This window comes from Hwanghaeella sp. LZ110 (assembly GCF_048892525.1).
In the GTDB taxonomy this organism is placed as follows: Bacteria; Pseudomonadota; Alphaproteobacteria; order UBA8366; family Aestuariispiraceae; genus Pacificispira.
The window spans coordinates 104,435-123,854 of record NZ_JBLZHT010000003.1 but is presented as its reverse complement, the minus strand read 5'-3'; the positions used below and the strand labels follow the sequence as shown (position 1 = coordinate 123,854).

The following is a 19,420-nucleotide window of genomic DNA, read 5'->3' as shown; positions in this document are numbered from 1 at the left end:
TACAGACGTTGGGGACTATAATTTGATATGAGTGATACAAAAGCACCCCCTGCCCAAGGCAGCGTCGATAAAAAGCCCAACCTGATCCTATCCTTCTTTACCCGGATGTTCCGTGGGTCGGGAAAGAAGCGCCGCGGTCCCTGGTGGAAGCCCGGCCTGCCGACCCTGATCGCCTTTGCTGTTCTGGCAACCGGTGTTACCGTGCGCGTCTGGGATCCCGATCCCGTGCAAACAATCCGGCTGCGGACATTCGACATGTACAATGTCGTCAAGCCCCGCGTGCCTTTGGACCCCTCCCCCGTCATCATTGTTGATATCGATGAAAAAAGCCTGGCAGAAGTGGGGCAATGGCCCTGGCCGCGAACCCAGGTCGCTCGCCTGCTGACCGCCCTTCGTGATTATGGAATTGCCGTGGTGGGGTTCGATATTGTGTTCGCTGAACTGGATCGGACGTCTCCGGACCTGTTGGCGAAATCCCGCGAGGACCTTCCAGCTTCCGTGCGCGACAGTCTTGCGCAAACGCCCGCAAATGAATCAATTATGGCCGAAGCGATGAAGACCGTCCGCACCGTTCTGGGACAGGCGTCCACCCAATCCACGCAGGCCCTCGCGCCCAGTGATTTTGCATATTCAACCTCTTTTAAAGGGGCGCTGGGCACAAAGGACGTGCCAGACCCGAATGACGAATTGTTCAAGCGCGCCGTGCGTTTTCCAACGCTTGTGTATAACAGACCTGAACTGGAACAATTCGCCTCTGGCCTGGGGGTGTTTTCCATCGGCGAAGAAGTGGATGGTGTCGTGCGCCGGGTCCCCCTGGTTGTGCATATCAGCGATGTCATCAAACCCGCCCTTTCTACAGAAATGATCCGGGTCGGGTTCGCCGGTAACAGTATATTTGCCTTTCTGACGGTTGGCGGAATCAGTGAAGTACGGCTGCAAACACCACGCGGGAATTTCCCAATACCGACAGACAGCAAGGGCCAGATCTGGGTCTATTTTGCCAAGCCAGACAGCTTCAACATGCCCAATAATGAAGGCCGTATGTATATTTCGGCCTCTGATATCATGGAAAAGCGCGTTCCACCGGAACGCATCGCCGGACGTCTGGCAATTGTCGGAACATCGGCCGTTGGTCTGCTGGATATTCGGGCCACTCCCATCAGCCCCCGCCTGCCAGGGGTTGAGGTCCATGCGAATATTCTGGAAAACGTGCTCAGCCAGACCTTTGTCCGGTATCCTGAGACCATGCAATTGACGGAATTTGTTGCCATGGGCGTAGTGGGTCTGTTGCTGATATTCTTCATTCCGCGGGTTGGTCCAGTTGTCACCCTGGTCGGTTTGACCGTCGCCATTGGTGGCTTTGCCGGGACCAGTTGGTATCTGTTTTCCGAACAGCGCCTGTTGTTGGACGCAACCTATCCGGCGGGCCTATCGCTGGCTATTTATGGGGTTCTCGCCTTTGCCAACTATGCCCGTGACGCCGCGGAAAAGCGGCAGGTACGCGGGGCCTTCGCGCAGTATCTGTCCCCTGATCTTGTGGAGCAATTGGCGGCCGATCCCGACAAACTGAAACTGGGCGGCGAAACCAAGCGCATGACCCTGCTGTTCTGTGACGTGCGCGGATTCACAACGATTTCAGAGCAGTATAAGGCAGATCCGCAGGGTCTGACCGTATTGATCAACCGCCTGTTGACGCCGCTGACCGATGACATTCTGAAGCGCCAGGGCACAATTGATAAGTATATGGGCGACTGTATCATGGCGTTCTGGAACGCCCCCCTGGATGTACCCAATCAGGAACGCATGGCATCCGAAGCAGCCATTGCAATGTTCCAGTCCCTGATCGTCTTGAACGAAGAGCGCAAACGCGAAGCCCTGGAAGAGAATAAAACCTTCCTGCCACTGAATATCGGGATCGGGATCAATTCCGGCGATTGCGTGGTCGGTAATATGGGATCAGCGCAACGCTTCGACTATTCCGTGCTGGGTGACGCCGTGAACCTGGCCGCCCGATTGGAAGGTCAATCCAAAAGCTATGGCGTGGGGATTGTGATTGGGGAAGAAACCGCCCTTGCCATCGATGGTCATTTCCCCCTTGCGGAGTTGGACCTGATCGCCGTGAAGGGCAAGACAGAGGCGGTTCGTATCTTTACTATCCTGGGCGGTCCTGAGGTTTTGCAGGATCCGGATTATAGCAATGTCGCAGCGCAACATGCAGAGATGCTGCGGGCCTATCGCGCGCAGGAATGGGATGACGCGGCGCGCACAATGAACGCCCTGAAAGGACGCCTGTCCGGTGTACTGGACGGATTCTATGATATCTATATGGCGCGTCTGGAAGAGTTCCGCGACAATCCCCCTCCCGCCGATTGGGATGGGGTCTATGTCGCCACCAGCAAGTAAGATCTAGAGCAATTTCAGATCACACAGGATACTCTGATACTTATTTTTTGGCGGCGGCTTTCTTGGATTTTGCTTTCTTGGATGGCTTTCCGGCCTTTGACGCGGGCGCATCATCTGCGACGATAAATGTCGGCACATCCGGCTTCTCAGCCGCTTTGGATCGGGCATTCCTGACCGCCCCTTCCAGGCCTTCCCGCACCCGGTCCAGGACAATCCCCCAATCGCTGAGAATGCGCTGGCGCACCAAGCGCATCGTGGGATACCACGGCGTGTCTTCCCGATTGCGCAGCCACCGCCATTCGCCGCCAAAGGGCAGCATGGTCCAGACATCCTTGCCCATCGCGCCGGCTAGGTGACAGACCGCCGTATCGACGCTGATCAGCACGTCCAGATCTTTCAAAATAGCGGCTGTATCGGCAAAATCCTTTATATCCGCAGAATGATCAAAAACAGTGCCCCGTTCAAGATAGGGCTTTAGATCAGAAACGCCGTTGCCAACTTGCAATGAATGAAAATCAACCCCGTCAATGTCGAACAGGCCTGCCAGTTCCTTCAAGGGGATGGAGCGATACAGGTTATCCGAATGGGTGGGACGCCCCGTCCAGACGATCCCCGCCTTGATCACGCCATCCTTTGATTTTGGTAAACCCTGATGGCGTGCAGCGGCTTCCGGTACGCTGAGATAGGGGATATTGCGCGGGACGGTGTCCAGGGTCGTTCCAAAACGATGCGGCAGGGATAACAGCGGTATCTGCACATCAAATACGATCTGGCCGTTCTCCTGACGCAGATGATACAGATCATCCACACCACCCAGCGTCTTCATCAGGCGAAATACTTCCTTTTCACACAGGAAGACAATCTTGCCCCCCGTCCCCAATTTCTGTTGCAGCAAGGGAAGATAGCGACAGAACTGGATTGTATCGCCGAACCCTTGTTCGACATGCACCAGCAGGGTCCGCCCATTTAACGGAGATCCATCCCACAGCCGTTCCCGGATGTTTGGAACATTGGGCTTGAAGGCCGACATCGCATAGCGCGATTCATACGCAGCCCAGCCCTTTTCATACTGCCCATCCATCAACAAGACTGCAGCGGGTGCAAAGGTACCCCGCGCCTGATTGGGCTGTAACTCCCGAACCCTCAGATACAGGTCCATGGCGGGCTGTAGCTGTTCCATCCGCAACAGGCAATTGGCATAGGAATACAGAACATCCGGGTCTGCCGGGGCCAGATCCCGGGCGCGGGCCAATACATGTTTGGCCTCTACCGAATTGCCCAGCTTTAACGTTACATGCCCCAACCCCTTCAGGGCACCGACATCATCGGGGGCAATCGTCAGGACGTGGCGCAGATGCGACGCAGCCGATGTCAGACGCCCCAGCTTTTCCAACGTCATCGCATATGTCGACAAGGCCCGCAGATGATTGGGGCTTAACCGCAAGGCCTTGCGAAACGCGGCTTCCGCCTCGACATGTTTTTCTTCCGAATGACGGCTGGTGCCCAGTTTTACCCAGGATTCGACATTAAGCGGATTAATTTCCACCGACCGTTCATAACATGTCATTGCGGCGATGCGGTCCGGATGCCCCTTTGTCTTGCCCCGGGCAAACAACGCATCGCCCTTGTTTGACCAAGCCTCGGAATAATCCTCCCGGATTGTGATTGCTTCGTCATATCGGGTAAGGGCTTCATCCAGGCGATTGCTGCGGGCCAGCACATTACCCAGATTATTCAGAACTTCCGGGAATGCGCTGTTGGCGTTCAGGGCTGCCTCATAAGCGGAAATCGCCGCGTCGGGCTGACCGGATTCTGACAGGGCGATGCCCAGATTGTTCAGGGCCTCACCATAGTTGGGTCGTAATTCAACCGCGCGCCGCAATGCCGCCACGGCCTCTGCATGTTTTCGTTCAAGACGAAGCAGAAAACCCAAAGTATTCAGAAACGCCGCAGAATCCGGCTCAATCTCCAGGGCTTTCTGAACCAATTGAACACCGACATCCGTTTTCCGGGCCTGATGCGCAATCACGCCCAACAGGTGAATCGCCTGGGCGTCGCGATCATTATCCTGCAACACGTCCCTGACGCCCCGCTCGGCCTCCTGCAGATTGCCCGCCTGCAAGGCAGCCACGGCGGCATGATAGCGCGCATCGGGATGAATAGCTGCGGATTTATCCCCAATCCCCGTTTCCTGTGTCGTTTCCTGTGTCGCTTGCGATTGAACGTCTTGTTCCGACATATTGTTATCCGATCCGCGTGTATCCGCTGGCTTCTTGTTCGTTTCGTCCCTGCCTTAAACTAGGTCAGGGCGGCGGAAAAGTCCCGCAACAATAAGCGCATCCTGCACCTGCATCGGCAGCCATGGCCTGACATTCCTTTTTCCCGTCCGAAAGAATACCAATGAATGTCGTATTTTCAGTCGACATTCACTCATCGTTGTTTACATCTACTGTCCGGTTTTTTGAACTGTACGAATGGATTCCAATGCGGTTTGTACTCCGTTTTCTACTGATACCGATTCTATTGCTGTGGTCCCTGCCCGCCCTGGCGCAGGATCGCCCGTTGCTGATCCTACGAATTGAAGCGGAACAAGGCTTTACCCTGGATGGGCGCAAGGCCGGATTGTCCGGGGCCATCTATGCCCTGTCCCGAAAAAGTGCCATCCATGGCGCGCAATCCCTGCAAATCGCCTATGACGCCCGAAACCGCCCGGTATTGATGCGCCTGGCCCAGATCGTGACCCAGGACAAGGATCGCGCCGCCCTGATCGATACGGCCCGCCAATTGGCGACAGTGATACAACCCACCTGGATGCAGGTTGATACGGACCTTCCCACCGTGATGACCCCGCCCTTGACTGAATTCATTCAATCCAAGAAAGCACTCCCGACCGCCATTCCAATACCACAGAGCAAACCCGGAAATCTGTCCTTTGTTCCAGATCAGAAATTGGCTGTTTTGGACCTGCCGATCCAGGTAGCGGAAGAGACCAGGCTGAGCGAAGCGGCCCTGAAAAGCATGATTTCGGACGCCAGCTTCATCTTCACCCCGAAGACTGGCGAAGAGGTTCCTTATATCCGGTATCATACGCCGAATGGTCGCTTTGCTGCGGGAATTCAAGATGAAGGAACCGCCGATACCGGATCCTGGGCGGTTCAGGCGGATGGGCGATATTGCATTGAACAGGCGCCCTTACCGATTTCCCAATGTGCGGTGTTGTATCAAACCGCCCCGGATAAATACCTGTATGTCCCAATCCAAGAGCAGGACTTGGATGGCAAGGATATGCGCCCCTTCACCGTGGTCTTTGGAAATCCGGGAGGCTTGGTCGCACCGCAGCGCAGCGATGCAACACAGGCGGCAGTCACCCGCATGATCCTGCGGGGAAACACGGAAGAACGCCGCACACCAGGGGGGACACTGGACAAACTGTATCTTGATCCGACGGGCACGTATCGCGGTGTTCAGAATGGCGAACCCGCACATGGCGACTGGACGGTTCTAAGCGATGGCCGGCGCTGTCTGATCGATGGTGACACACAAGAAGCCGAATGCGCGTTTCTGAGCGAAACCGACGGCGGGACCTATCGCCTGTTTGATGCAGAAAACCGCAGCCTGGGGGAGGCCCTGTATCGCAGCGGTAATCCGTCCGGCCTATAGCCACCATTTCGCAGCAAGAGCGCCTGACCTTTGTCTTACGCCCCCACCACGAAGTGGCTTTGATTGCCCAATCCGTCCACACCGGCATCGATGCGATTGCCTGCGCGCAGATATTCCGGCGGGTCCATGCCGGCCCCGACACCCGGCGGGGTGCCTGTCGCGATCACGTCGCCCGGATGTAAGGTCATGAACTGGCTGACATAGCTGACAATCTGGGAAACGCCGAAGATCATCAATTCGGTATTGCCATACTGCTTGCGCCGCCCATCCACTTCCAGCCACAGGCTGAGCCGTTGAGGGTCCAGAATTTCATCCCGGGTGACAATCCAGGGGCCCAGCGGTCCGAATGTGTCACAGCTCTTGCCCTTGGTCCATTGACCACCGCGCTTGTTTTGATAGTCCCGTTCGGACAGATCAATAAAGGTGGAAAACCCGGCGACATGATTGATGGCGTCGTCTTCAGAGACATAGCTGGCGGCATCGCCAATCACGACGGCCAGTTCCACTTCCCAATCCGTTCGCGTCGAGTCTCGCGGCAACCGGATGTCATCAAATGGCCCGGTCAGGGAACTGGTCGCTTTCATAAAAATAACTGGTTCCGTTGGTGTATCCGCCCCCAATTCCTTGGCATGATCGGAATAGTTCAACCCAATACAGACCAGCTTGCCAATCCCGGTCAGCGGCACACCAAGTCGGGGCTTGCCGTCGACCATCGGCAGATCCTTGATATCAAGATCCTTGATCGCCTGAAGCGCCTGCGACGTCATTGACTCCGCGCCGAAATCAGAAAATTCATGGGACAAATCACGCAAATTGCCATCGCCATCCAGCAGACCTGGCTTTTCCGATCCCTTTTGTCCATAGCGAACCAATTTCATGGCCACGCCTCCCTAAGTTTCATCCATTTAGAAAGGATGGTGCATGCCAGTCAGGCGAATTGCAACGCTTCGCAGATTTCCGCTATATTTCCGCCATTTCTGACCCATGCTTCTCCGTTCTGAAACAGGAAAATCCACACAAATCGATGTTAAGGGATCCATCCGGGCCAATGAAACGCCGGATATTGGCGCAAGGAATGCCGATTCGCGGCTGTGCGGCCATTCTGTGAAACCGCACTTCCGGTTTGACAGACCTTCATACCCATGATGTCTTTAACCATCAATTTAGCGGTTAAATAGGGTCAAGAACCCGAATACACCCAAACAAAAACTGCGGTTGATAAACCTCTACAGCACATCCGGCACGGGGGTGACAGTGTCGGACGTAAGACAGGGAGTCTCAAAAGTGCGAAAAATGCTACTCGTGGCCGCGACCGGCCTTTCCTTGGCTCTTGGCGCGCAAGCGGCTCAAGCCAAAACCCTTGTCTTCTGTTCAGAAGGCAGCCCTGAAGGGTTCAACCCTTCCCTCTTTACCGCTGGCACAACCTTTGACGCATCCTCGCGCCAGATCTTCAACAAACTGGTGGAATTCGAACGGGGTACAACCAAAATTGCCCCCGGTCTGGCCGAAAGCTGGTCGGTTTCCGATGACGGGTTGGAATATACGTTCAACCTGCGCAAAGGCGTGAAATTCCAAACCACAGAAAATTTCACCCCGTCGCGCGACTTTAACGCCGAAGATGTGGTCTTCTCTTTCAAGCGTCAGCTGGATAAAGAAAACCCATATCATATGATTTCCGGCGGCACGTACGAGTATTTCAACGGCATGTCCATGCCAGACCTGTTGAAAGACATCGTCGCGGTGGACGATTACACCGTGAAATTCATGCTGAACCGCCCGGAAGCGCCAATGATTGCCAATCTGGCGATGGATTTCGCCTCTATCATGTCAGCGGAATATGCCGATCAGATGCTGAAAGCCGGGACGCCCGATATGGTGGATCAGGCGCCAGTCGGCACCGGACCTTTCCAACTGGTCGCCTATCAAAAAGATGCTGTGATCCGCTACAAGGCTCACCCAGATTATTGGGCTGGCAAGGCGAAGATTGATGATCTGATTTTCGCCATTACACCTGATGCCTCTGTGCGGTATGAAAAGCTGAAAGCGGGCGAATGCCACGTCATGCCCTATCCAAATCCTGCGGACATCGACTCGATGAAGGCCAATGCGGATCTGGTTGTGATGGAACAGGAAGGCCTGAATGTCGGTTATCTGGCATACAACACCCAGGTCGCCCCGTTCGACAAGGTTGAGGTCCGCAAGGCCCTGAATATGGCTATCGACAAGCAGGCCATTATCGACGCCGTTTTCCAGGGCGCCGGTAAGATTGCGAAAAATCCGATCCCACCGACCATCTGGTCCTATAACGAAGCCACCGTTGACGATCCTTATGACCCGGAAGCTGCCAAGAAAATGCTGGCGGATGCAGGCGTTACGGATTTGAAAATGGAAATCTGGGCGATGCCCGTTCAGCGCCCTTACAACCCGAATGCCCGTCGCATGGCCGAACTGATGCAGGCCGATCTGGCAAAAATCGGGGTTGAGGTTGAAATCGTCTCCTTCGAATGGGGCGAATACCTGAAACGGTCAAAGGAACTGGACCGCAAAGGGGCCGTACTGCTGGGCTGGACAGGGGATAATGGTGATCCGGATAACTTCCTGGCTGTGCTGTTGGGCTGTGATGCCGTTGGCGGCGCAAACCGTGCACAATGGTGCTATCAGCCTTTCGAAGACCTTATCCAGAAAGCGAAGATCGTATCCGATCCTGCCGAACGGACCAAATTGTATGAGCAAGCGCAGATCGTCTTCAAAGAACAGGCACCATGGGACACGATTGCCCATTCCGTTGTGTTCAAGCCGATCCGCAAGGAAGTCAAAGACTTCAAGATTGATCCCTTCGGCGGTCACATCTTCTATGGTGTGGATATCGAAGAGTAAGGGTTAGCCCGGGCTCAGACGACCGGTTCAGCCCCCTTGGTTGAGCCGGTCGTTTTGACCAAGGCGACGCTTTGCGCCGTCGGATAGGACAATCCCCTTATGTTTCAGTATTTTCTGAATAAGCTTTCAACGACGATTCCGACATTTCTGGGGATCAGTTTGATCGCGTTTGCCTTCATTCGGGTGCTGCCCGGCGACCCTATCATGCTGATGGCGGGAGAACGCGGCGTAACACCTGAACGGTATGAGGAACTGGCGACCCAATTCGGCTTCGACCGCCCTTTCTATATTCAATACAAGGATTTCCTGTTTAACATTTTATCGGGAGATTTCGGAAAATCCTTTGTCACCAAGCAACCGGTGATCGAGGAATTCCTGACGCGGTTCCCCGCCACCCTGGAACTGTCCCTGTCTGCGATGTTTCTGGCCGTACTGTTTGGATTGCCGGCCGGCATTGTCGCGGCGGTCAAGCGGGGATCGTGGTTTGACCACACATTAATGGGGATATCTCTGACGGGTTATTCCATGCCGGTATTCTGGCTGGGCCTGCTGCTGATAATTCTGTTCTCCAGCATTCTGGGCTGGACCCCGGTATCCGGTCGCATCTCGTTATTGTACTTTTTTGATATCCATACCGGATTCATGACCATCGATGCCCTGATGTCCGGACAAAAGGGGGCATTCGCATCGGCGATTAGTCACTTGATCCTGCCTGCCATCACCCTGGGCACGATCCCCATGGCCGTCATCGCCCGCCAGACCAGGTCTGCCATGTTGGAGGTCCTGAGCGAAGATTATGTGCGCACCGCCCGCGCGAAAGGGTTAAGCACATTCCGCATCATCGGCCTGCATGCCTTCCGGAACGCATTGATTACGGTGATAACGGTCATTGGCCTGCAAATCGGTGTGCTGCTGGCCGGTGCGATCCTGACAGAAACAATTTTCGCCTGGCCGGGGGTCGGCAAATGGATGGTCGATTCCATCTTCCGCCGCGACTATCAGGTCGTGCAGGGCGGGCTGATCCTGATTTCCAGCATTGTGATCCTTGTTAATCTTACGGTTGATCTGCTGTATGGGCTGATCAATCCCCGCATCCGCCAGACAAGGGGCTAGAGATGAGCACCACCACAGACGTCGCCAGCGCCAGCGCCACCCGTCGTGCCTTTGACGAATTCTGGCATTACTTCTCGGAAAGCCGGGGGGCCGTTGCGGGCATGGTGTTCATGATCTTCATCATCCTGGTCGCAATTTTTGCGCCCGTCATTGCGCCGCACAGCCCGATTGAAACCAACACTGATTTCCTGCGCAAACCACCTGCGTGGCAGGACGGTGGCAGCATGCAGTTTCTGCTGGGAACCGATGCGGTTGGACGTGATATCCTGTCGCGCCTGATTCACGGATCGCGCTATTCGCTGCTGGTCGGCTGCATCGTTATCTTTCTGTCCCTGACTTTCGGCATATTGTTAGGAGTCACGGCGGGATATTTCCGGGGGTTTTACGAAACAGCCGTCATGCGGGTGATGGATGTCATTCTGTCCGTTCCAAGCTTGCTGATGGCCCTGGTGCTGGTTGCGATTCTGGGGCCTGGCCTGGAAAACGCCATGATCGCCATTGCCGTCACCTATACGCCCCATTTCGTCCGGTTGAGCCGGGCACAAGTGATTTCCGAGGCAAAGCGTGATTATGTCATGGCCAGCCGCATCGCCGGGGCTGGGCGGTTTCGACTGATGGCGATCACGATCCTGCCCAATTGCATGTCCCCGCTGATCGTGCAATCGACGCTCAGTTTTTCCACCGCGATCCTGGATGCGGCGGCTCTTGGATTTCTGGGCATGGGTGCACAGCCCCCAACCCCGGAATGGGGCACCATGCTGGCAGAGGCACGCGAATTCATCACCAGCGCCTGGTGGATGGTGACCTTCCCCGGTCTGGCCATTCTGGTCACTGTTCTGGCGATAAATCTGATGGGCGACGGGCTGCGCGATGCCCTGGACCCCAAGATGAAGCGGTCCTGAACGCCATGGCCCTGTTGGAAATCAAAAATCTCACCGTTGAATTCTCAACCGCGCATGGTCCTTTCCGGGCCGTGGACAATATTGATCTATCCGTTGACGCCGGGGAACTGGTCGCGATCGTGGGGGAATCCGGGTCGGGTAAATCTGTTTCCATGCTGGCACTGATGGGTCTATTGCCCTGGACAGCGAAAGTCACAGCCGACCGGATGGCGCTGGATGGCAAAGACCTGACAGAGATGCCACAGGATCAGCGCCGCCGGATCGCCGGCAAAGACATGGCGATGATCTTTCAGGAGCCAATGACCAGCCTGAACCCCTGCTTCACCGTTGGCTTCCAGATCAATGAGATCATGAAACGCCACCTGTCCCTGACCCGGCATGAGCGGGATAAACGCGCGGTGGAGTTGATGTCCCTGGTCGGCATCCCCTCCCCGGAATCACGATTGCGGGCCTTCCCGCACCAGCTTTCCGGCGGCATGAGCCAGCGGGTAATGATCGCAATGATGATCGCCTGCAACCCCCGCCTGTTGATCGCAGATGAGCCGACCACAGCGCTGGATGTCACGATCCAGGCGCAGATTCTTGAACTGCTGGCATCGCTGCAGCAGGATACGGGCATGGCATTGGTGCTGATCACCCATGACATGGGTGTCGTCGCAGAAGTCGCCCAGCGCGTCATTGTGCAATATGCCGGACAACAGGTGGAATCACGCGATGTCATCGACCTGTTTGATACGCCCAAACATCCCTATACCCAGGCCCTGCTGGCGGCCCTGCCGGAACGCGCAACGACCCAGCACCTCCCCTCCATCCCCGGCGTTGTGCCCGGTCAGTTGGATCGCCCGGATGGGTGCCTGTTCAATCCCCGCTGCCAGTATGCGCTAGAGACCTGTCGGCATACGCCCCCCGGCATCCAGAACGGGGTTCGGTGCCATACGCCATTAAACGCCCAGGGCCATCCAACCGACCCGATGAACCTGCGCCAGAAGGAGGGCGTGTCCTGATGAACACGACCCCTGTTTTGAAGGCACATGACCTGCAACGCCATTATGATGTCGGCGGTGGTGCCTTTACCAAGGCAACGCCCCTGCGCGCCCTGGCCGGGGCCAGTTTCGATCTATATCCGGGTAAGACACTGGCGGTGGTTGGTGAATCCGGCTGTGGGAAATCCACCATGGCCCGTCTGGTGACAATGATGGAGCCCCCGACATCCGGCACGTTAGAGATCGATGGCCTGGATGCCGTCCATGGCAAGAAAAGCCGCAATGTGGCGCGCCAACTGCGTCAAACCGTTCAGATGGTCTTCCAGGATCCCTATGGTTCCCTGAATCCGCGCCAGCGCGTCGGGGCCATGCTGGAAGAACCGCTGAAGATCAACCGCCCTACCCTGTCTGCGAAAGAGCGGGAGGAAGCCGGGCGATCCATGATGCAGCGGGTCGGCTTGCGGTCGGAACATTATGATCGCTATCCCCATATGTTTTCCGGCGGTCAGCGCCAGCGAATTGCGATTGCACGCGCCCTGATGCTCAATCCGAAGATCGTCGTATTGGACGAGCCTGTTTCGGCCCTGGATGTCTCAATCCAGGCGCAGGTCTTGAACCTGTTGAATGACTTGCAGGAAGAATTCCAACTGGCCTATCTGTTCATCTCCCACGATCTGTCTGTCGTGAAACATGTCGCGGATGACGTGATGGTGATGTATCTGGGCCATCCGGTCGAATCCGGCCCCAGCAAAGAGGTATTTGCCAATCCACAGCATCCCTATACCCGCGCCCTGCTGTCTGCAACGCCGGTAGCGGATCCACGCCGAACCCGAAATCGGATCAAACTGACCGGGGAAATCCCCTCCCCCCTCAATCCACCGTCAGGCTGTACCTTCCACCCGCGCTGCCCCCTGGCCAATGAACGCTGCAAGGAGGAGGTCCCAAAAACCCTGACACGGGGCCCCGTCACCGTTGCCTGCCACGCCGTCGAAGAAGGCCGTAACGAGGCGGTCGCGCGCGCCAAGGCCTGATTAGAAAAGCCTAAACGCAAAGGGCGCGGAGAAGGCGCGGAGGACGCAGAGGGAGTGGTACTTTATGGCGTTCCACTACTCAACATCGGTCCCATTCTCATCCTGAGGAGGCGCGGTAGCTCCGTCTCGAAGGACGGGGCTGGAAGTGGGGTGCCTACAGCGGGCTCCCCCTACGAGACGCTACACTCCTCAGGGTGAGGATGCTCTTGTCTATTGTATCGTCACCCCGGACATCGATCCGGGGTCCAGAGCGGCAGGCTCCATGTGTGCGTCTGGCCCTGGATACCCGCCTGCGCGGGTATGACAGAGCATGGGGAGCCATTCTCATCCTGAGGAGGCGCGGTAGCGCCGTCTCGAAGGACGGGGCTGGAAGTGGGGTGCCTACAGCGGGCTCCCCCTTCGAGACGCTACGCTCCTCAGGGTGAGGATGCTCTTGTCTACCACTTCGTCACCCCGGACATCGATCCGGGGTCCAGAGCGGCAGGCTCCATGTGTGCGTCTGGCCCTGGATACCCGCCTGCGCGGGTATGACGAGGTGACCTTTTTTTTGAAGATTAACCGCAAAGGGCGCAGAGGAAGCGCGAAGGTCGCTGAGCAAGTGGTACTTTATGGCGTTCCACTACTCAACATCGGTCCCATTCTCATCCTGAGGAGCGGCAACGCCGCGTCTCGAAGGAGGACCTGTAAGGGCGGTGCCTACAGCGGGCTCCCCCTTCGAGACGCTACGCTCCTCAGGGTGAGGGTGCATTTGTTGACACATCGTCACCCCGGACCTGATCCGGGGTCCAGAGCGGCAGGTGCAATTCATGCCTGTAGCCCTGCTCCCCTGCGCGGGTGTGACGAGAAGTTAAGGGTTAACCGCAGAGGGCGCAGAGAAGGCGCGAAGGACGCTGAGGGGTTGGTGCGTCATGGCGTTCCACTTCTGACCATAAGCACCATTCTCATCCTGAGGAGCGGCAACGCCGCGTCTCGAAGGAGGACCTGTAAGGGCGGTGCCTACAGACAGATCACCCTTCGAGACGCTACGCTCCTCAGGGTGAGGATGCTCTTGTCTACCACATCGTCACCCCGGACCTGATCCGGGGTCCAGGGCGGTCTGTTCGATGTCACTGATCAAGTTTGGCTTTCAGCAACTGGTTCACCATACCGGGATTGGCCTGGCCCTGGGTCTGTTTCATGACCTGACCGACAAACCAGCCGATCAATTTCACATTGCCGCCGCGATAGCCTTCGACCTGGCTGGGGTTTTCCTCGATCAGCGTGTCGATGATCGCCTCCAACGCACCGGTATCCGAGATTTGCTTAAGGCCCTTGGACTCAACGATATCCGCCGCATCGCCGCCGGTTTCGAACATTTCATCGAAAACATCCTTGGCAATCTTACCGGAAATCGAGCCATCCTTGATCAGCGTCAACAGCCCGCCCAAAGCCTGTGCAGAAACCTTGCTGTCTGAGATACCAAGGCCCGCCTTGTTCAGGCGACCGAACAGTTCGACGGTCACCCAGTTCGACGCCAGTTTCGCATCGCCACAGGTCTCCGAGGCTGCTTCAAAATACTCTGCCATTTCCCGTTCCGCCGACAGCACACCCGCATCGTAGGGGCTTAAGCCCAGCTCTTCGACAAAGCGGCGCTTCTTGACGTCCGGCAGTTCCGGCAAGGTTGCCTGGCAGTCGGCAACAAAGTCTTCCCCAAACACAACGGGTAACAGATCAGGGTCCGGGAAATAGCGATAATCGTGGGCATCTTCCTTGGTCCGCATGGAGCGTGTTTCCCCCTTGTTGGGGTCGAACAGGCGGGTTTCCTGCACCACCGTGCCGCCGCCTTCGATCAGGCGGATCTGGCGCTTCACTTCCACCTCCACCGCCTGGCGAATAAAGCGCAGGGAGTTCACATTTTTGACCTCTGCACGGGTGCCCAACTCATCGCCTGGCTTGCGCACGGAAATGTTGATATCGGCCCGCATAGAGCCTTCCTGCATATTGCCATCACAGGACCCGATATAGCGCAGGATGGAGCGTACCTTGCCGACATAGGCCGATGCCTCATCCCCCGACCGGATATCGGGCTTGGAGACGATTTCCATCAGGGCAACGCCCGCGCGGTTCAGATCAATCAGGCTCTTTTCCGGCACCTGATCATGAATCGATTTCCCGGCATCCTGTTCCAGATGCAGGCGCTCAACCCCGATCGCGCGGGTCGTGCCGTCTTCCAAATCGATCTCAATTTCACCCTCGCCGACAATCGGCTGTTCGTATTGGCTGATCTGATAGCCCTGGGGCAGATCGGGATAAAAGTAGTTTTTGCGGGCAAACACAGAATGGCGATTGATCCTGGAATTCAGGGCCAATCCCGTGCGCACAGCCTGGCGCACGGCCTCCGCATTGATCACAGGCAACATGCCGGGCATGGCCGCATCCACCAGGGAAACCTGGGAATTCGCCTCTGCCCCAAACGTGGTTGGCGCGCCGGAAAACAGCTTTGCCTGTGTCGTCACCTGGGCGTGGATCTCAATCCCGATCACCACTTCCCAATCGCCTGTTTTGCCCTGTACCAAATTGCTCATCATCGTGCCTGGTTCCAATGCTTAAATCCGTGTCTCGGAGATAGCCCTTAGCACAAGGTGAGGCAAGCCTGATGGGTGAATTATGAGACTTTACGCAAGTTCGGAACATAGGGTTTGGAGGCAAAATGCTCCTGCGCGCCATCCGAAAACCGAACCCCCGCCTTGCGCACAGCATCATCCTCCACCCGGTCCAGCGGGACATAGGATCGATCATCATTTTTGACGAAGGCGTCATTGGTGATGGCGTTATAGCAGATCAGCAAGGTCCAACGCCGCTGGTCGGATGTATTCCGGTCCGAACGATGCAAGGTGTTGCAATGAAAGAAGAACCCATCGCCCGGCTCTAACAGGACATCGACGACCTCATGGCGCGCCAGAATCTCTTCCATGCGCTTGGGGTCTGCCTCGTTCTGCTTATCGGTCAGCGGCACATGATCAATGCGACCCATTTTATGACTGCCCCGCACAACTTTCAGACAGCCATTCTCCGGTGTGGTCCGATCCAGGGCGATCATGCAGCTCAACATATCAGGCCGCAGGCATCCATTGTAATACCAATAGCCATAATCCTGATGCCATTCCCAGGCCCCACCCTCACGCGGCTCCTTAGCGGTCAGTTTGGACTGATAATGATAGACAGGTTCGCCAATCAGCCGCTCCGACGCATCAATCATGCGCGGCAAGCGCGCGGCAAGCCCATAAACACTGTCCCCGGCGCGGTTCCATAAGGCGATTTTTGTGCCAAATCCTTCCTGATCGGCACGGATCAGCATATGGTCACGGATCGCTGGATCCTGTTCCATCGCGCGGTTCAGGGCCGTGACCTCTTCCGGGTCAAAAAGCCCTTTTATGGTAACGAATCCATCTGCGTGATAGGCAGCTTGTTGCTGTGCGCTTAGTTGAAAGCTCATGGCATACCCTCCCGATTGTTTTCAGGCAGTGTATGACAAATTTAAAAAAACGTCATCAAAACAGAAAACGGCGCCACCCGTCTCCAGGCAGCGCCGTTTGCAATCTTCAATTTCGCCTAAGACTTACGCAGCCGCCAGATTGGTGTTGGCGAAGTCCCAGTTTACCAGGTGTTCCAGGAAGGCACCCATATAGTCCGGGCGACGGTTCTGGAAATCCAGATAATAGGCATGCTCCCAGACATCCATGGTCAGGATCGGGGTTTTGCCATCGACCAGCGGTGTGCCGGCATTCGGGGTTTTTTCAACCTTCAGCTTGCCGCCATCCAGCACCAGCCAGGCCCAGCCGGACCCGAACTGTGTTGCGCCAGCATTTTTGAACTGGGTTGCGAATTCTTCATAAGACCCGAAATCTTCGTTGATCTTGTCAGCAATCGCACCGGTTGGCTTGCCGCCGCCATTGGGGCTCATTGAGTTCCAATAGAAGGTGTGGTTCCAAACCTGGGCTGCCTGATTGAACAGACCCTGGTCGCCCTTCTTATGGGCTGCCATGGTGATTTCAGAAACTGACGCGTCGGCAAGGTCCGTACCGGCGGTCAGCTCATTGCACTTGGTCACATAAGCATTGTGATGCTTGCCATGGTGAAAGCTGAGGGTGTTTGCGGAAATGTGGGGTTCCAAAGCGTCTTGCGCGTAAGGAAGAGCGGGCAATTCAATAGCCATAGTGTCCTCGTATCCTTCGTTAATGTGTTTAGATCGGTGAAATCTTCACGTATTTGTCGTATTTCGGGGCCAAAATCACAGTTTTAGCCATGATTTGGTCTCACAGCAGAACATAAGGCTTTCACTCATATGTTCAACCGGTTTCCACAGCACCCCTCTCTGCCTTCTTCTCCCAACCACGATCGGTTTGCTGCCAGTAAGTCAGGTGATGGCCGTCCGCCTCCTCCTGTTTCCAGAAGACCCGCGCGGTTGCCACGGCTTCATCATCTGCCCCATCAAACAGGCGGCAAACCAGATCATATCGGCCGATTGCTTCAGAATGTGCGCCATGGGTCAAAAACAAAACGGAGGCCTCATTTGGATTCTCATCCTCATGGGTCAGCCAGATCGGTTGCTGGCCCGCATGCCCGTCTCTGGCCTCCCCATGGGGCAGGAAACTGGCGGGATCGTAGGTCCATAAGGCCTCGCTGAGCGCGATCACCTGATCGGACTTTTCCGCCAGCACCACGGCCCGCCATTTCCGCGACAGACACATTTCCAGCATTTTGGGCAAAGCCGCTGCCAGCTTCGTGCGCTGCAAATGATAGAAGCGGATTTCTGTCATGAACTTTTCAGATCAGCTTTCATAGACATCCGTGACGAACCGATCCAACAGGCGTACCCCATAGCCAGTTGCACCTTTTGGCACGGTTGCCGAGTCCTTTGACGTCCAGGCCATGCCCGCAATGTCCAGATGCGCCCAGGCGGTATCCTTCACAAAACGCTGAAGGAATTGCGCCGCCGTGATGGAGCCTGCACCCCGCCCGCCGATATTCTTCATATCCGCGCAATCCGACGTCAGCAGCTTGTCATAGGCATCCCCCAGCGGCAGTCGCCAGACGGGCTCGCCCGTCGCCAGGCCCGCCGCCGTCAATTGTGCTGATAAGCTGTCATCATTGCTGAACAATCCGGCATTCTCATTCCCCAGAGCGATGATAATCGCCCCCGTCAGGGTCGCCAGATCGATCATCGCCTGAGGCTTGAACTGTTGCTGGGTATACCACAATGCATCGGCCAGAACCAATCGGCCCTCAGCATCCGTATTATGGATTTCGATGGTCTGACCGGACATAGAGGTCACGACATCGCCGGGCCGTTGAGCATTGCCGTCGGGCATATTTTCCACCAGACCAACAACGCCGACAGCATTGACCTTTGCTTTACGACCGGCAAGCGCCTTCATCAGGCCCAGAACCGTGCCGGATCCCCCCATATCCCATTTCATTTCTTCCATACCGGGGCCGGGCTTCAAGGAAATACCACCGGTATCAAAGGTCACGCCCTTACCAACAAAGGCAACGGGTGCCTTGTTCTTGGGTCCGCCATCCCAGCGCATGGTGACCAGGAAGCTTTCGCGAATAGAGCCCTGACCAACGCCCAACAGCGCGCCCATGCCCAGCTTCGCCATTTTCTTTTCGTTCAGGATTTCTACCTTTACGCCCAGTTCTTCCAATTCCTTACAACGGGCCGCCAGGGTTTCCGGGTACAGAATATTTGGCGGTTCGGTGACCACATCGCGGGTCAGGTAAACCCCATCCACTACCGCATCACGCAACTTAAACGCCTTGCGCGCCGCAGTCGCCCCGGTTCCATGGATGGACATGGATTTGACGCTGGGTTTCTCTTCCGCCTTCTTTTTGGTGAAATACTTATCAAAGCGATACGCGCCCAGCCTTGCACCCTCGGCAACATTGGTGGCGGCCGCGACCAAATCTTCCGCGCCACAATCCACAAGAACATGGATTTCCGCATCACCGGCCCCATTGGCCGCTTTGACAAGAGAGCCGCCCAATTTCAACCAATCCGCCTCTGCCAGTTCCTTACCGACACCGAACAGAACAATACGGCTGACCTCAACACCAGACGGCGCGACCAGGGTCAGGGACTCCCCCTTTTTTCCATTGAACCGATTGCCAGACAGGGCGCGGGAAATTGCGCCCCCTGCAGCCTCGTCCACGGACCGTGCAGCAGGCGGAAGATGCCCGCCTTCTTCAATACCAACAGCCAACATGCCTGCCTTTGGCATATCCATTTTCTCAGAAAAACTAATCTTCATGAAGGGCAATCCTTTTGCGTTTGAAAACAGGGCCTGGACCAAGTTTGACATGCGTCATTCGTGTTACCATAAGATACACTGCCCGTGACGAAAAGACCGACCTGTCCCCCGGTCCTTGACAAGATCGTCACCAATCGGGAAAAGAAGGCTGTTAAAGTCTT

Annotated in this window: 14 protein-coding genes; 7 read left to right on the top strand and 7 right to left on the bottom strand. The window is 56.2% G+C overall.

Going from position 1 to position 19,420, the window contains the following annotated elements:
* Nucleotides 1–27: 27 nt before the first annotated feature.
* Nucleotides 28–2,403, top strand: coding sequence for a CHASE2 domain-containing protein (locus ACOSDM_RS06835; protein WP_420723754.1), 2,376 nt, complete (start codon nt 28–30; stop codon nt 2,401–2,403).
* Nucleotides 2,404–2,443: 40 nt separating this feature from the next.
* Here the strand turns inward: ACOSDM_RS06835 and ACOSDM_RS06830 are convergent, their stop codons facing one another.
* Nucleotides 2,444–4,642, bottom strand: a complete 2,199-nt coding sequence (locus ACOSDM_RS06830) for a tetratricopeptide repeat protein (protein ID WP_420723753.1) — start codon at nt 4,640–4,642, stop codon at nt 2,444–2,446.
* A 245-nt stretch (nt 4,643–4,887) separates the two neighbouring features.
* Between ACOSDM_RS06830 and ACOSDM_RS06825 the strand changes: the two genes are divergently transcribed.
* The gene (locus ACOSDM_RS06825) at nt 4,888–6,063 is read left to right on the top strand and encodes a hypothetical protein (RefSeq protein ID WP_420723752.1); all 1,176 of its coding nucleotides are present in this window, start codon (nt 4,888–4,890) and stop codon (nt 6,061–6,063) included.
* 35 nt (nt 6,064–6,098) lie between these two features.
* Here ACOSDM_RS06825 and ACOSDM_RS06820 read toward each other — a convergent pair whose 3' ends face one another.
* Nucleotides 6,099–6,941 carry a fumarylacetoacetate hydrolase family protein gene (locus ACOSDM_RS06820; protein ID WP_420723751.1) on the bottom strand — a complete coding sequence of 281 codons (843 nt, stop codon included), beginning with the start codon at nt 6,939–6,941 and terminating at the stop codon, nt 6,099–6,101.
* A gap of 415 nt (nt 6,942–7,356) precedes the next feature.
* On the opposite strand from ACOSDM_RS06820, the gene ACOSDM_RS06815 reads away from it, so the two are divergent.
* From ACOSDM_RS06815 to ACOSDM_RS06795, 5 genes are all read left to right on the top strand, one after another.
* Nucleotides 7,357–8,940, top strand: a complete 1,584-nt coding sequence (locus ACOSDM_RS06815) for an ABC transporter substrate-binding protein (RefSeq protein ID WP_420723750.1) — start codon at nt 7,357–7,359, stop codon at nt 8,938–8,940.
* Between the two features lie 99 nt (nt 8,941–9,039).
* Nucleotides 9,040–10,053 (top strand): ABC transporter permease subunit, encoded by a 1,014-nt coding sequence (locus ACOSDM_RS06810; protein WP_420723749.1) that lies wholly within the window; start codon nt 9,040–9,042, stop codon nt 10,051–10,053.
* A 2-nt stretch (nt 10,054–10,055) separates the two neighbouring features.
* A complete protein-coding gene (locus ACOSDM_RS06805; protein ID WP_420723748.1) occupies nt 10,056–10,955 on the top strand; it encodes an ABC transporter permease subunit in 900 nt (299 codons plus the stop codon).
* Nucleotides 10,956–10,960: 5 nt separating this feature from the next.
* A complete protein-coding gene (locus ACOSDM_RS06800; protein WP_420723747.1) occupies nt 10,961–11,959 on the top strand; it encodes an ABC transporter ATP-binding protein in 999 nt (332 codons plus the stop codon).
* Entirely contained in the window at nt 11,959–12,969 is a 1,011-nt protein-coding gene (locus ACOSDM_RS06795) for an ABC transporter ATP-binding protein (RefSeq protein WP_420723746.1), read from the top strand. The genes ACOSDM_RS06800 and ACOSDM_RS06795 overlap by 1 nt, the downstream gene beginning before the upstream one ends.
* 1,106 nt (nt 12,970–14,075) lie before the next feature.
* Here the strand turns inward: ACOSDM_RS06795 and gatB are convergent.
* The 5 genes from gatB to ACOSDM_RS06770 all read right to left on the bottom strand — a co-directional run bounded on the left by gatB (nt 14,076) and on the right by ACOSDM_RS06770 (nt 19,259).
* Nucleotides 14,076–15,533: an Asp-tRNA(Asn)/Glu-tRNA(Gln) amidotransferase subunit GatB gene (gene gatB / locus ACOSDM_RS06790; protein ID WP_420724108.1), complete on the bottom strand. Its 1,458-nt coding sequence runs from the start codon at nt 15,531–15,533 to the stop codon at nt 14,076–14,078.
* Between the two features lie 80 nt (nt 15,534–15,613).
* Complete coding sequence (locus ACOSDM_RS06785; RefSeq protein ID WP_420723745.1) at nt 15,614–16,444, bottom strand: phytanoyl-CoA dioxygenase family protein; 831 nt, start codon at nt 16,442–16,444, stop codon at nt 15,614–15,616.
* A 123-nt stretch (nt 16,445–16,567) separates the two neighbouring features.
* Nucleotides 16,568–17,164 (bottom strand): superoxide dismutase, encoded by a 597-nt coding sequence (locus ACOSDM_RS06780; RefSeq protein WP_420723744.1) that lies wholly within the window; start codon nt 17,162–17,164, stop codon nt 16,568–16,570.
* A gap of 133 nt (nt 17,165–17,297) precedes the next feature.
* Complete coding sequence (locus ACOSDM_RS06775) at nt 17,298–17,768, bottom strand: DNA polymerase III subunit chi (protein ID WP_420723743.1); 471 nt, start codon at nt 17,766–17,768, stop codon at nt 17,298–17,300.
* A gap of 12 nt (nt 17,769–17,780) precedes the next feature.
* Nucleotides 17,781–19,259 carry a leucyl aminopeptidase gene (locus ACOSDM_RS06770; protein ID WP_420723742.1) on the bottom strand — a complete coding sequence of 493 codons (1,479 nt, stop codon included), beginning with the start codon at nt 19,257–19,259 and terminating at the stop codon, nt 17,781–17,783.
* Nucleotides 19,260–19,420: the final 161 nt, after the last annotated feature.